13 protein-coding genes are annotated in these 13,675 nt (G+C 60.4%); 4 read left to right on the top strand and 9 right to left on the bottom strand.

Going from position 1 to position 13,675, the window contains the following annotated elements; genetic code table 11:
- Positions 1 to 342: 342 nt before the first annotated feature.
- On the bottom strand, positions 343 to 489 hold the full coding sequence (locus QN413_RS25935; RefSeq protein WP_323499473.1) for a hypothetical protein: 147 nt from the start codon (positions 487 to 489) through the stop codon (positions 343 to 345).
- Here QN413_RS25935 and QN413_RS25930 point away from each other — a divergent pair.
- Positions 488 to 2,464, top strand: a complete 1,977-nt coding sequence (locus tag QN413_RS25930; RefSeq protein ID WP_323499472.1) for an alkaline phosphatase family protein — start codon at positions 488 to 490, stop codon at positions 2,462 to 2,464. The genes QN413_RS25935 and QN413_RS25930 overlap by 2 nt on opposite strands.
- A gap of 4 nt (positions 2,465 to 2,468) precedes the next feature.
- Positions 2,469 to 3,179 (top strand): hypothetical protein, encoded by a 711-nt coding sequence (locus QN413_RS25925; RefSeq protein ID WP_323499471.1) that lies wholly within the window; start codon positions 2,469 to 2,471, stop codon positions 3,177 to 3,179.
- Between the two features lie 300 nt (positions 3,180 to 3,479).
- Here QN413_RS25925 and QN413_RS25920 read toward each other — a convergent pair whose 3' ends face one another.
- Entirely contained in the window at positions 3,480 to 4,655 is a 1,176-nt protein-coding gene (locus QN413_RS25920) for an ATP-binding protein (RefSeq protein ID WP_323499470.1), read from the bottom strand.
- Positions 4,656 to 4,856: 201 nt separating this feature from the next.
- Positions 4,857 to 6,128, bottom strand: coding sequence for a tyrosine-type recombinase/integrase (locus QN413_RS25915; protein WP_323499469.1), 1,272 nt, complete (start codon positions 6,126 to 6,128; stop codon positions 4,857 to 4,859).
- Positions 6,129 to 6,489: 361 nt separating this feature from the next.
- On the opposite strand from QN413_RS25915, the gene QN413_RS25910 reads away from it, so the two are divergent.
- Positions 6,490 to 7,518, top strand: coding sequence for a DNA-binding protein (locus QN413_RS25910; RefSeq protein ID WP_323499468.1), 1,029 nt, complete (start codon positions 6,490 to 6,492; stop codon positions 7,516 to 7,518).
- 521 nt (positions 7,519 to 8,039) lie between these two features.
- Here QN413_RS25910 and QN413_RS25905 read toward each other — a convergent pair.
- The 3 genes from QN413_RS25905 to QN413_RS25895 form a co-directional block, all read right to left on the bottom strand.
- Positions 8,040 to 8,384 carry a type II toxin-antitoxin system RelE/ParE family toxin gene (locus QN413_RS25905; RefSeq protein WP_323499467.1) on the bottom strand — a complete coding sequence of 115 codons (345 nt, stop codon included), beginning with the start codon at positions 8,382 to 8,384 and terminating at the stop codon, positions 8,040 to 8,042.
- Positions 8,381 to 8,632 carry a type II toxin-antitoxin system ParD family antitoxin gene (locus QN413_RS25900; RefSeq protein ID WP_323499200.1) on the bottom strand — a complete coding sequence of 84 codons (252 nt, stop codon included), beginning with the start codon at positions 8,630 to 8,632 and terminating at the stop codon, positions 8,381 to 8,383. The genes QN413_RS25905 and QN413_RS25900 overlap by 4 nt, the downstream gene beginning before the upstream one ends.
- A 322-nt stretch (positions 8,633 to 8,954) precedes the next feature.
- A complete protein-coding gene (locus QN413_RS25895) occupies positions 8,955 to 10,409 on the bottom strand; it encodes an ISNCY family transposase (protein ID WP_323499466.1) in 1,455 nt (484 codons plus the stop codon).
- A 257-nt stretch (positions 10,410 to 10,666) separates the two neighbouring features.
- Between QN413_RS25895 and QN413_RS25890 the strand changes: the two genes are divergently transcribed.
- Positions 10,667 to 11,305 (top strand): IS66 family transposase, encoded by a 639-nt coding sequence (locus QN413_RS25890; RefSeq protein ID WP_323499465.1) that lies wholly within the window; start codon positions 10,667 to 10,669, stop codon positions 11,303 to 11,305.
- Between the two features lie 79 nt (positions 11,306 to 11,384).
- Here QN413_RS25890 and QN413_RS25885 read toward each other — a convergent pair whose 3' ends face one another.
- The 3 genes from QN413_RS25885 to QN413_RS25875 all read right to left on the bottom strand — a co-directional run bounded on the left by QN413_RS25885 (position 11,385) and on the right by QN413_RS25875 (position 12,861).
- The gene (locus QN413_RS25885) at positions 11,385 to 12,161 is read right to left on the bottom strand and encodes a toll-Interleukin receptor (RefSeq protein WP_323499464.1); all 777 of its coding nucleotides are present in this window, start codon (positions 12,159 to 12,161) and stop codon (positions 11,385 to 11,387) included.
- Between the two features lie 92 nt (positions 12,162 to 12,253).
- Positions 12,254 to 12,466, bottom strand: coding sequence for a hypothetical protein (locus tag QN413_RS25880; protein WP_323499463.1), 213 nt, complete (start codon positions 12,464 to 12,466; stop codon positions 12,254 to 12,256).
- Positions 12,467 to 12,468: 2 nt separating this feature from the next.
- Positions 12,469 to 12,861, bottom strand: a complete 393-nt coding sequence (locus QN413_RS25875) for a DUF3892 domain-containing protein (protein ID WP_323499462.1) — start codon at positions 12,859 to 12,861, stop codon at positions 12,469 to 12,471.
- Between the last annotated feature and the right edge of the window lie 814 nt (positions 12,862 to 13,675).

Here is a 13,675-nt window from a genome sequence, read left to right as displayed (position 1 = left end):
CCGATGCCCGACAGCGTGAAGACCGCGATTGCCAAGTCGTGGGGCGATATCAAGGACACGTCGGGCAAGACCGTCGCTCTGAAGTAGCGCCCGAACGGGTATACAGCCAACGGCGACCTGCGCGCCGCCAAAAGCCCTCACTTCAGGCTCTGCGGTCAAGTCTCGGACGGGTGACCTGGAATGCGGCCGCACCCCCCGCGAGACACCGTTCGGCAGGGCGCAGGCGCGGCGTCATGAATTTGTCACCAGTTGAATAAACAATCTTTCGTAGTACATAACTTCGCGGAATAACATGAAATCAAAAGCCATTTGGGTTGTCACTTCGGTTACGGCCGCTTTGCTTTACGCGTGCGGCGGCGGTGGGTCGGGGTACAGCGGCTTTGTGCCGTCGTCGACATCTGTTGCAACGACGCCCCCGGCGGTCACGCCAGCGCCGCCAGTCGCGCCAGTCACCCCGCCGGTGGTCGCTTCGAAGCGCACCATCGTCATGGTATGGGACGGCTTGCGCCCCGACTCCGTCACCGCTGCCGACACACCAAACCTCTTTGCACTGCAGCAACGAGGTGTCCAGTTTGCCGACAACCACTCCACGTACCCCACGTTCACGATGATGAACAGTTCGTCGTTCGCGTCGGGTTCCTTTCCGAAATCAAGCGGCTTTTACGGCAATACGTTCTGGACGCCGCCACAGGCCAGCGCCGCCCAGCCGGTACCGATCGGCAAGTCTGCCGCAGGCGCCGCACAGGACTATGTGGATCCCGTATTCACCGAGGACTACGCGGTACTCACCACGCTCAATGACTACTATGGAGGCCAGCTGCTGCTGGTGAAGTCACTTTTCAAGACTGCACAGGATGCCGGCCTCAAAACCGCGGCGATCGGCAAGTCGGGCGCTGCGTACTTGCAAGATCTTGGACGGGGTGGGTTCTTTCTTGATGAAAACACCGTGCTGCCGCTGACTCTGGCGACCGAGCTCCAAACAGCGAACTTCGCATTGCCCGCCAACACGGGATTCGCCTATCCCGCTGGCACGCTCACACTCACGGCCGCAAACGGCAATCCGACAGCTCGCGCTGGTGCTTTGACCTTTGCGCTGCCCAACGGCGTCCAGGCACGCGATGCAACCGACTCGACGCAAGGCGCCCCCGAAGACGGCGCCAACAAATACATGATGAAGGTGTACACCGACTACATCCTTCCAAAGAAGCTTCCCGATCTGTCGCTGATCTGGTTTCGCACGCCTGACAACACCCAGCACGCGTACGGCCCCGGCTCGCTGAACTACCGAAAGGCGCTGGCTTCACAGGACGCCCGGCTCGGCGAGTTGCAGGCAGGATTGAAAGCCGCTGGACTGGATGCCACCACCAACATCATCGTCGTCTCAGATCACGCCCACAGCAATGTTTCGGGACCGACCGCCTTGTTCCCCTTGCGTGCAATCACGCCCAGCACCTCGGTGACCGCAGGTGTCACCAACGCCGCTCTGGCAGGTGTCGACGCGCTCAACGGGTTTTCCGTATCGGGTGACGTCCGGTCGGCCGACCTGCTGACCTTCGCCGGCTTCAAAGCTTTCGATGGCAATGGCTGCACCACCACACCGATGGCCGGTATCAAGGCAGATGGTTCGGCTGTCTATCCCGTGAGCGTGGACACGACGGGCACACTTTGCGGAACTGCAAACACCAAATTCCAAGCCATCAGCGGCACGTTGGCGACCCCGGTGGCAAGCTTCAAGGTGCCAGCTGCTGTGCCATCGACCGGTATCGTGATCGCGGCCAACGGCGGCTCGGACTATTTCTACGTACCTGACCATGACGCCACCACGGTAGGCAACCTGGTTCGCTTCCTGCAGTCTCGTGAAGAGTTCGGGTCGGTGTTCGTGGACAGTCGCTACGGCGCCCTGGCCGGCACGCTACCGATGTCGATGGTCAACCTTGAGAACAGTACGCGCCAGAACAAGGGTCAGCCCGACGTGGTGGTCAGTTTCAGCTGGGATGCCCAGCAAAAAATCAACGGCTTGCCGGGCATCGAGTTTGAAAGCTTTGGCGGCAATCGCGGCATGCACGGCAGCTTCAGCCCGATCGACGTGCACAACACGCTTCTGGCCAGTGGCCCCGCGTTCCGCTCGGGCGTGACGGTCAGTACCCCCACCGGCAACGTCGATGTCGCTCCCACGGTGGCTTACATCCTTGGGCAGTCGATGCCGCAGGCTGACGGCCGAGTCCTGAACGAAGCGCTGCTCACACCCGTCAACGCGAGCGCGCCGACAGTCAAAACCAGCGTGGTCACGCCGCCCACAGCGGCCACCGGCCTTGTGTTCAAGCTCCCGACCGACCCGAGCGGTGCAGCCGTTGACACCGCACTCACCGTCGGCACCTATTCGATCAATCTGGCGGTCAAGGATCTTTCGGTGGATGGCAAAACATATCGCTACTTCGACTACGCACAGGCGATTCGCAAGTAACGCCATGCAGACCTTCATGATTGACTTTCTCGCCCGTGCAAAAAAGCTTGCATGCGGTGCGAGTGCTGTCGTTTTTGCGGTCATTCTCGCTTCCGTAAACCCATCGGCCTACGCTTCCGAGGCTTCGGCTGCTCGCCTGGATTTCGACAAGGTGTTTAACGCCGACGGCGCGGCGCCTTCGATGCACTTTCGAGCCGCTTACGTGTCTGCCGGAACCACGCATCAGCTGGAGGTTTGGCGCGACCACGAAATACGATTGAGGCGCCGGACGGATGATGCTGTCGAAACCTTCGTAAACAGATCAGCGAACGATCCGGAGTGGCGCATGGCTGTTCTCGACCTTCGCCGGAAGATCCGCACCGACGTCGATCGCACGAATCTTTATCGCGTGGGTCACTTTGTCGACTGGTTCGGTATGGGCCATGGCCTGACCCGACCGTCGGGCCCCTACGAGTTGCGCCAAACCGCTGCGCTGCGGAGCGTTGGCCCAGCCATTGCGGACTGTCGCTGGTATCGACTGTCGAATCAAGACAAAGACAGCCGCATTTGCTGGAGTCGCGCGATGGGGCTGCCCTTGCTCATCGCGACGCCCGACGGACGGGTTCAATGGCGCGTGCTTGAAGCCGATAGCCGTCCCGCAACGTCCGAGACCTTTCAGATCCATGACGAAGGCTTTGCTCGAAACAACGCGAACGCCGACATCAATACAGATTAAACAGTTGAAACGGCGCTAGCCAAGCTGAACCCCGCGACCATAGCCGAGGACGGGTGAGGAGGCCCTCTGCCATCGCCGCGATTGACGCTGCCCGCGTGGCTGTGATTCTCCCAGCAACTACCAACTAACGCCGACGCTGGCATCGTGTGTTGGCGCCGGCTCATATCTGACCCAGAGGGGGTGCGGCGGATTTCTTGGACTACCTCCAAAGGTAGTCCAAGAAATCCGCTGCACCCCCATTTTTGCGGACAGTGCCGAAGTACAAGTGAGCCAGGTGTTCAACCTACCCTGACCTCGCAGCTACAGGTCCTTGTCGAAGTTGCGGATCAGATACTCGTTGAACATTGGCACGGTAAAGGCGATATCGCCATGCGACGGGCTGTAGATCATTCCCTTGTTGATAATCTGCGAGCGCCGCGGCCCAAGACTCTGATGGCTTTCGCCTAAGCGTTCTGCAACTTCTGAGGAGCGATATGGGCCATTGCCAAGCTTGGCCATCGCGATGACATATTCGCGCTCCTTGGGTGTCAGTCTGTCGAATCGTACTTTGAAAAAACCTTCATCCAGTCGCCTAGTTGCATCGCTTGCCGCCTTTGCCGCGTCTGCCATAGTGATCGCGCCTGTTTCCGCGATGTTCCAACACTGGTAGCCCCACTCTTGAAGAAAGTAAGGGTAGCCACGAGTCCTTGCGAAAATCTCGTCCAACGCATCGCTGGTGATGGATTCACCTTCGTCTTCAACTGGCTGCCTTATTGCCGTCCTGGCATCTGCGAGCTCCAACGCTCCCACAACTGGATAGTGAAACAACCGCTCGGCGTATGACTTCGCATCGCCAGAAAGCGCCGCCACCTGCGGCAACCCCGCTCCGAAGAAAAGGACGGGCAAACCCTTCTGGTTGACCTTGTGCAGCGCGACGATCAGTGCAGCCAGATCCTCTGCTTTGAGGTACTGGACTTCGTCGACAAGTATCGTCCACGCCTTGCCGGCAGCGAGAGCAGCCTCTCCCACCCGCACGAACAGCTCGGCAAGGTCCGTCTCCAGATCGCCGCTGTCGGCAACGCCAACTTCAGGGTCCACGGATATAGCCACCCCCTCGTAGGAGACTTTGAAAACGCTCGCGAAGGATTTCAGGGCTCGCAAGGCTTTGTTTGCGCTTACCTTGGCCGTTTCGGTGAGCGAAAGCTTGCGCAGCGCTTGGCTGATACGAGGGGTCAACAGCTCGCCCAATCGCTTGTTTTCGGGCGCTTCTATAAAAGATGTGATGTGACCTTCCGCTTCAGCAATCTCCTGAATTTTGTTCAGCAGGACAGTCTTGCCAACGCCCCGCAACCCCAGCAGCATCTGTGAGCGGCTGGACCTCCCGAGAAGCGCCCTCTGGATTGCTACCTTCGCTTCATCCAGAATGGGTTGACGACCCGCAAGCTCAGGCGGTTGGCTGCCTGCCCCCGGCGCAAAAGGGTTCCGAACGGGATCCATAGTCGACTCCATATCTATGACAATCTAACAAAGTATAAGCATGTATACCCGGTAGATCATAGAGTACGATATTTTTTGGTAGTTTTTGATGTTTTGAGCCCGCGAGTGGTCGCTTCGCTAAACGAAGCTGTCGCCCATAGTCTGCAGGTGAAATGTGCATCAGACAGTCCGACTACTAGCGCAAACCTGTCGAGCCCCGGCCTACGCGTCCTTCGGCGGCGGCGTATCCAGCATGCTGGCCACCTTGCTGCGCCGGATCGCTGCCGACTGGTAGTAGCCCTGGAAGGTGGCCACGGTGCGGTGCCCCGTCATGGCCATGGCCTCGCCGATCGGCATGTCGCGAAGCCCGGCCTCCGTCACGAAGCCCGAGCGCAGCGAGTGCGCCGAGAAGCGGCCGTCCAGTCCCGCGGCCGCGCAGCGTGACTTCACGATGAACCGCACCCCCTCGGCGCCCAGCGGTGTGCCCATGCGGTCGCCCGCCAGCACGCGCCGGAAGATCGGCCCGCTGGTGATCCTGGCCGCACGCAGGGCGCCGAGCCAGTCGCGCATCGCCTCGGCAGCGGAGCCCACCAGGGGCTTGTAGTTCTCCGGCAGATCCTGCCCCAGCTGGTTCGCCTTGGAGTGGCCCAGCCGGTAGACGAAGCTCTCGCCGGTGGGCTGCAGGTTCTCCAGCGTCGCGGCTTCGACCTCCGAGCGCCGGCGGCCGCCGGTGGCCCAGGCGAAGGTGAGGAGGGCGCGGTCGCGCCGGCCGGCCAGGGTGCGGTCGCAGGTCGCCAGCAACTGGGCCAACAGGTCGGCGGTGAGGGCGGTCTGCTTGGTCGCGAGGGCAGAGCGCTTGGCGTAGGCGCGCCGCGTCAGGTCGAGCAGCGCCTTGACGCGCTCGTCCTGGCAGGGATTGCTCGCCGCACCGCTCAGTTTGTGCGCCTTGGACAGCACGCTCACCCGGTGGAGGAGGGTGCTGAGCTTCATCGGGCCGGGCTTGCCCTTGGCGCGGCTTCTGACCAGCGCCGCATCAACCTCGGGCGGCAATTCACAGGTGAGGCCCGAGAGCGTCGACTTCGACTTGCGCTCGGCATGGTCGGTGATGAAGGTGACCACCACCGGGAAGGCGACGGGCAGCGTGAGGCTGGACGGCCCCCAGGCACGCAAGATCTCCGCTTCGGTGTCCGAGTCCCCCTGAAGGTCCACCAGCATCGTCTCGCGCCGCAGCGCATACCAGGCGGCCCAGTATTGCAGCGCGCCCGCATAGGAGGCCACGGTGTTCTCCGAGCGGCCTTCCTTGGCCAGCTCGTCGGCGGCCCGCGCCGTGGCATCGCTCACGGCGGCCGCCTCGAGGTCGAACCTGCTTTTCAAGGTCGCCGGCGTGGCGCTGGTCGCCAGCACGCGGCCGCTGGAATGACTGCCGACATCTGCCTTTGCATCTGCCTTTGCATCAGCCTTTTCATCAGCTGTTTTTTCGGGGTCGAAGTTCATCGTCGTCCTCATTGTTGGCGCGTTCACCGGTGCGATTTCAGCCGCATCCATTTGACATAACCGGATTTCGCCCATGCCGGTCTATACAAAACGTTATCCTGTGTTGTACCATTTGTTATGTCGTACACCGTCTACCACGGATAAGTTTACCTTATCCGTGGTAGATAGGGCAACCAAGTTTTGTGCGCGGTTTCGCGTGTAGCTTGGTGGTCGAGTTGCAGATTCGCGTCGCAGAGGCGCGCAGGAAAGCCTAGAAATGAATGTCCAGTCAAAGTTCCAGTTCAAGTGGGTCCGCAGTGCCGAAGAAATCGCCGCCGGCCTTGCCCACGCTTCACGCACCACGCCATCCCCGGAATAATTCATGGAACAAAGAACCTTTTCCTCCTCGCGCGGCGTCCAGCAGGACGACGTGTCCGAAGCCTGCGACGCCTTATGGCTGGAGGGCATCCGTCCCACCAACGAGCGCACGCGCCAGAAGCTCGGACGGGGCTCGCCGAACACGATCGGCCCGATGCTGGACGCCTGGTGGAAGCAGAAGATGGCGCTGTCCACGGGAACAGGCCCCGCCTCTGTCGAGCAGATCCTTGGCTTCCCCTCTCCCGTGCTCGATTCGATGCGCGAGCTCTGGCAAAGCGCACTGCGGCATTCCGAACGCATTGCCGAGGTCGGCATCGAAACCGCCAGGGTGCAGCTGCAGGAAGACCGCGCCGCATTGCAGGCCAGCGAGGTCGCACTGGGCGAGCGCGAGCGCAGCCTGGAGGCTTCGCGCTCCAGCATGGAAGAAACGCTGGCCACCACCCGCGCGGCACTGACCGCTGCGCAGCGCCAGACCGTGGATCTGGAGGCGCAGCGCAGCGCCCTGACCGGTCAACTCGACGAGACCCGGACAGCCCTCGCCCTCTCGGTGCGCCGGATCGACGCGATGCGCCTGGAGTCCGAGGCCCACAGTGCCGCCCATGCCAAGTCACTCAAGGAGCAGCAGGAACGACATGACGCGCAAGAGCGCCGTCAGTTGCTGGAGATCGACCGCGCCCGCGAGGAGGCCCGCGTGGCTACCGGCGCCGGAGCGAAGGAGCTTGCGCGTCGACAGGCGGTCGAGCTTCAGGCCAGCGAAGCTGCCCTCGCCGCACAGGCCGCCAAGACGTCGCTCGAGCGGGAGATCGCCTTCGCGGCACTGGTCGCTGCCAAGCACCTGAGTGAGTATGCGACGTTGCGCACGGCGCTGGAAGCAATGACTGCGCGGATGAACGATCGGGACAGCGCGCTGGCGCGCGAGGCGGACGCGCACAAGGTCACGAAGGCGCTGCTGGAACGTGCGATCTCGGCGGTCGAGAAGCGCGCCAGCGTCGCGCCAACGAAGGCGCTAAAGCAGCGACGCGGTGGCGGTTAGAGCATTGGCAGTGAATCACGAGCGACTGATGTCATCGCCTTCATCAGCGGGACGAGGGGTGAAGCGCATACCGGTGGCAGTCGGCTGCTGCGGGAGACGCAGCGGGCAGCGCAACAGATGGAGCGCGGATACAGGATCAGCTTGGGGCTCATCCGCCGTTGCTGGCGCAGGCTCAGCCCCAAGCCGAGGCTCTTCAACAGCGGCTGGATGACTTGCATCAGAAGTTGTTGGAGGAAAAGAAGGCACGCGAAGCCACGGAGCGCTTGCTGGCCGCGGCGCTCGCAACAAAGCCCAAGTTCAGCGCAACCAAGCGAGCCAGCTCGAAGCCTGCCGCATGGTCTGTCGCTGCAACAGCGACTTGAAGATCTACAGCTGCCGTTCAAAGCGGAGAAGACCGTTCATGAAGACACGCGCGCTTCGCTCACCACGGCCCTGGAAAACAAGGCCAAGACGAGCAGCACGCGGCGTGGGGTGACCAAGCCCGTCAAGCCGCCGGCGCCAGGTTACCCCTATGGCCAACGCTACTGCGAAACTCCGCCCGTTCCGGGCTCCGTGCCCAGCCACGCCGGGATGTCTCGTTGGCCGTGAAGCACTCGCCAAACGTCAACGGAATTTTCGAACTCAACGTAAAAGATCAGATACGGGTATCGCGTCAGCTTCCAGGAGCGAAGCCCGGGAAGATTCAGTTCATGCGCGTAGCGGCTGGAGCCGGTTGCTGGGTAGCGGCTGATGTGGGCGTAGGCGCGCTCCAAGGCGTCGATGAATCCCATGGCCGCCTGCACGGCGTCCTCGCCCAGGTAATAGTCAATCGCAGCGTCGATATCTAGGTTAGCCCTTTCACGGGCGACGATCGGCTTGGACTTCACCCGCGCTCTGCGGACCGGGTGCGACCATGCACTCGCTCGCGAAGGCTGCTGAAGTACTGAGTGTCGTTCGGCGCCGCCGCAGGGGAAGCGGCACCTTCCAAGAGCAGCCCGCGTAATTGCAACCGGTCCGCGTCTTTGCGGATCAGCTCTCGCACGTACTCGCTGCTGGTGCCATAGCCTCGCTGCACGACTTGCTCATCAACAAAGGATTTCAGCGAGTCCGGAAGCGAAATGTTCATGGTGCTCATGAATCGAATCATAGAAAGTTTGGCAAAATTTGGCAAACCCAGCGTGGGTGTTCTGCTGCCACCGCTCTTGTTGTCACGTAACGAAGGTACTGTCGGGACTCCTTGGCCGGCAATCCTCAGCGCATCGCGGCGACTGACTTTCGATACTTTGTGGTCCAGATCGCCATCGGGGCCGTGTCTGATTTTCGATGTCAACCGTTAATGTCAACGCTGAACTCAAATGTCGTAGTTCCTCCCAAATAGAAATGTCGTGTTTCTGGTTCTTCTAAGGAGGATCCCCTGAACTCGGTGACTGCCTGGCCTCAGCACTTCCGCTGGCCTTTCAGCCGGAGGCCGTATCGACTGTTTCGAACTCCAAAATGGCTTTTGGTTTTCGATCCTTGACGGGCAGGGCGGGGTGCCCGACGAGGCGAATCGCAACTTCCATATCGTCTGCGGTGAACTGCCGAGAGCGTTTGCTGCCAGGCACGGCTTTCTTGGGGTATGGAGCCTGACCGGTGTTCGTCCTTGAGGGCATGTTCGATGCGTGGCGATCATCACGTTGGATCTGAAGCACCAAGGCAGCCTGCAGGGCATGGCCGAGTCTCTTGTTCTCAACGATGGCAGCCGTATCGATTTGGGGCAAGCGGTCATAGCGTTCATAGGCCAAGCTCACCCCGTCCGCTCTCAATTCGATCCGTCCATCCGGGTACTCGAAGACGTCGATGTAGCGATGAATCAGCTTGCGGGTGGCCGGCGTGTCCTTGAGCAGATAAATGATCCTGTCGTGTTGCAGCGTCAGCGATAACGACACCTTGCGCTGCAGCCGCCAGGTGAACAGGAGCTCAAGATCTTCGTCGTCGCGCACCGGTCGATGCGCATCGAACTCACTGGATGGTGGCTTCGCAAAGCGGGCGTTGAAGTCTGGAATAAAGTGCGGTGCGAACGCATTGGCCGCTTCCCGCGTATTGATCTCGCGCAAGCGCAGCTCCTTCACCAAGCGGTCCTGCAGGGTCAGGTTGGCACGCTCAACTCGCCCCTTGGCCTGGCTCGAGTTGGCGCACATGATGTCGATGGTCAACTCGAAGAGGACACGCCCGAACTGCGTCGTGCCGCGGCCGAAGTCGGTCGAGTCGCGCGCCGAGCGGAAGATGGTGGCCTTGTCGCTGTAGAACGCCACCGGCTTGCCATGTTCCTCGAGGTAAGACCGAGTGGCCTCGAAGTATGCGAAGGCCGATTCGGTCGGCACGAAGTGCAGTTGCATCAGCCGGCTGGTCGCGTCATCGATGAACACCAGCAACGTGCAACGGACATTACGCTGCTCAAACCACTCGTGATCGCTGCCATCGATCTGGATGAGCTCGCCGACACATGCACGCCGGTTGCGCGGTTGGTGGATCTTGGCTGCGCGTTGCTTGCGCGGCGTCCACAGTCCGGCTGCCGTCATCAGCGTTCGCAGTGTCTCGACACCGAGCGTCAGGCCATGGCGTTCGGCCAGCTTTTCGCAGGCCAGCGTCGGGCCGAAGTCGGCATAGCGCTCACGGATCAACCTGATGGCTCGATCCGCCACGCCAGGAGCCAGTTGCCGATTGCCGGGTTGACCTCGCTTGCGAGATACCAAACCGGCGGCACCTTCATCCTTGTACCGCTGGATCAGCCGCTCGAGCTGCCGCCGGCTCAGGCCCAGCCGCTGCGCGGCTGGGCCCACGCGCGCCATCCTGTCGACCACAGCCTGGATGGTCTTGAGACGATCGACTTCGCGCATCGACATGGTGATAGTTGCCGCGGGTGTTGCCATCGCTGTGCCTCGGATCCAGGAACTGGACCAAGGCAACAATGCGACATTTCTATTTGGGACAAACGCGACATTACTATTCGGGGCCTACATACTGAAACAATACAATAATGATTATGTTAAATAAGAGCTATCGATACGGTGTACACCATAGCGTCAAGTATTGGCCGATACGTGTCGGCTGCCGACAAGATTCATGGTGACGACACACCGATCCGTGTACTCGGCGGCGCTGGGGCCAAGACCCGAACAGGACGACTGTGGTGAACGCTTGGCGGCACGCTGGCGCACCAGGCGCTGCAAGCATCGGCAAGGTCTTCGCAGTCGAAGCGGAGATCCGGGGCAAGCCACCTCACGAGCGAATGCAAGTTCGCCAAGCACGTACTGCTGCGATGCTGGGCGACTTGAAGGAGTGGTTCAACACCACGCTGTCGCAGGTCTCGGCGAAGTCGCCGATGGCATTGGCGATCGGCTACTCGCTGAGCAATTGGATGGCGCTCACGAGCTTCGTCGACGATGGCCGGATCGAAGCGCATAAGGGGATGTCGATTGAAGACCTGCAGATCGCAAAGAAGCAGGCCGACGACGGAAAGACATGGCTCGACAACATGACGAAAGCGGGCGGTGGTGCGTCAATCAGTCGCGAGGCCACCACGTCTATAGCTGGCCTGCAGACAGCCACAAGCAGCGCGCTGGCGGCGGCGATCGCGCGTCAGAAGGCGGATGAACGGAACAAGGCGGTGCAGACGGCAGAGGGCGCCGCAGGTGCCAGTACATCGCATTCGGTCACGATCAACGTCGGTGGCCGACAGACCACGATCGGCACAGCATCGGCGGATGACGCGTCGAGCCTGGCCGGCGTGCTTAGAGGGCTTGGCGCCGCTCGGCGGGTTTCCTGAAAAACCAATTTTGGTTTTTTTTCGAAACTAGCTATCACCTATTTCAGAGACAGCAACAGCGTCTGATTCCCGGGACTTGCTATGCGCTGCCACCGGTCAGATCTTTGACGCGTCGTCTAGGCGTATCACTCACCATATCTCTCAGGCGTACAGGACTGCCGTACTTAATTGATACTTCGGCGCTTTCGGTGCCGCTTGGCAATTCGCTTTCAAATCCGTCGCGTAACGAACGCGGGAGCGGGCGACTAGGAGCCGGCTCTCGCAGCGTGCTTTCCACTGAGGCAAGACGGCTGCCAAGTGACCGAACAGTGTTGAGAATCTCTACGAGAACGTCGTCGGTCCTTGGGGGCTCGGCGGCTTCGACGTTGTAAGGATGTTCGGTAAGTGCCCGAGCAAAGTCGGCTTCAAACTTCTCCCAATGCGCGTCGAACGAGCGAATTAGTTGTGCGTCTTCGAGGTGAAGGTCGCCAAGCGCGCGATTCAGCGACTTTGCAAGCTTCAACATGTCGTCACGGGTTGGACGCGTGTGGTTGAACTGACCAAGAGGGCCGCTGATGTCCGTTGTTTCGAGGTCTATCAGCAGCGTGCAAATGCGGCTTGTATGCACGCCCTTAGCGACTGCGCCGGCTTCGAACAATATCCAAGGCGCCGATCTGTTTTCATGCGTCAAGCAGAAGATGCCGACAGTCGACTCTTGAAGTCGCTGGTTAATGTCGCCCATCCACAGCGCGCCACGATCGATGTCAGAGGACGATAACCAGGGTTTTGCAGCTTGGATCACGACTTCTACCCACGCTTTAAGGACTTGCGCCACAGCGTGGCTGCGGGCGCCGGACCAACTGATGAAAACATTCATAAAAGCCTATCGATGTTGAAAAAGTCGGCTGCATACGGTTGGGGCCCGGTCCGCGCTTCGGATTAAGCAGCGGCCCGGGCTTGGCGACCTGCTTACTGTCTGACGCCAATGATTTTGAACGGGGCCAATGCGATGTTGATGGCCTCGATCATGTTGGTGGCAGAACCGCGCGTAAAGGTGACCGCGTGCGTGAACCGACCATTCGGCCCGATCGATACCGAGAGGACGCCGGGCATCGCGGCCACGGCCCCTCTGACTGCAGTTGTCTGCGACGATTTGAAGCCTGCAAGGCCGTAGCTGTGCATGTTCATTTCATCCCCATGTAGATCAGTCCAGCAAGCGCGTTCGAGCCGTACCCGGGGGCACCCGATGGCCCGACCGGACCCGCGCCAAGCAAGCCGGCCAGCGCGTTGAATTGCGGCAACTGCGGAAGGCTCAACAGGTTGTCAACGCCAGTATCGTCGGGTTCAGTGCGGAGATAGGCGTCATGCAGCAGTCCTTTTGGAACAACCACCACGATAACCATGCGGCCACCGCGCTCGACATAGAACGTCGTGTCGCCACGCTCACTTTTGACGATTGCTTCATCGAGCGTGTAGCGCTCTTCGACAATGCCGCCGACCATGCGGCCGACCTCCTGGATGCGTTTTCGCGGGTCGTGCGGATGCGGTTTGGTGATGTGCGTGATACGGGTATACATAGAAGCTTTCTGCCGAACGGCAAGTAAAGCCGGCTTCAGAACACCCGAGTTCGATTTATCATCAGCATCGTCCTTTGACTGATGGAAATCGTTCTAAGACCCCCTCCCGAGCCGACGACGGTAAGGGCGCTTAGCCAAAGCCTGCAAGCTTTGGCTTTTGCGTTCTGGGAGCACTATAGCTAGTGCTGGTCCGGCCCACACCCACTAGGTATGGTGTTTCGGCGCATTTGCCTCTTTATCCGTGTTTCTCCGGTAACACTGTGTATCCGTACAGTGCTCGCTCACTTCAAATGGTGCGAAAGAATGCTCCGATGAACGAGACCGCGGACGTACTGTTGAGGCGCGCTCTAGGTGCATATTTCCCGCATCCGCCCGCAGCGCATGTCTACTTAGCGCCTGAACGCTATGTGACCGTGGGCCTGTACGCAACCATTACAGGTCGATCAGAAACTGCATTCGCATGAAGATGCGCGATGGCAAGTGGACAGAGCCCCGGGAGTTTTTGCACGACCCTGACGGCATGGTGTTGATAGACCGTGAAGGCGTGCAACGATGGCTATCACGAAGGTCATGAGCCATTGGGGGGTCAACTGTCACCAAACTTTCACCGCGTCGCCAAAATAAAAAGACTGCTATTGATTAAATAGCAGGCTTTCAAGCCCCCATGCGGGGAAATTGGTTGGACGTGCGGGGGTCGAACTGACCTTGCCCGTGCAATCCGTACCCCATAGCCGAACTCATGAATTGGCTTGCTGTGGCTGATTGGCAAGCCAGTCCTGCTCGAACTGCATCGGGCTGACGTAGGCCAGTGTCG

Source organism: Variovorax sp. LG9.2, from assembly GCF_035018885.1.
GTDB lineage: Bacteria > Pseudomonadota > Gammaproteobacteria > Burkholderiales > Burkholderiaceae_C > Variovorax.
This window is presented reverse-complemented; position numbering and strand designations above follow the sequence as displayed.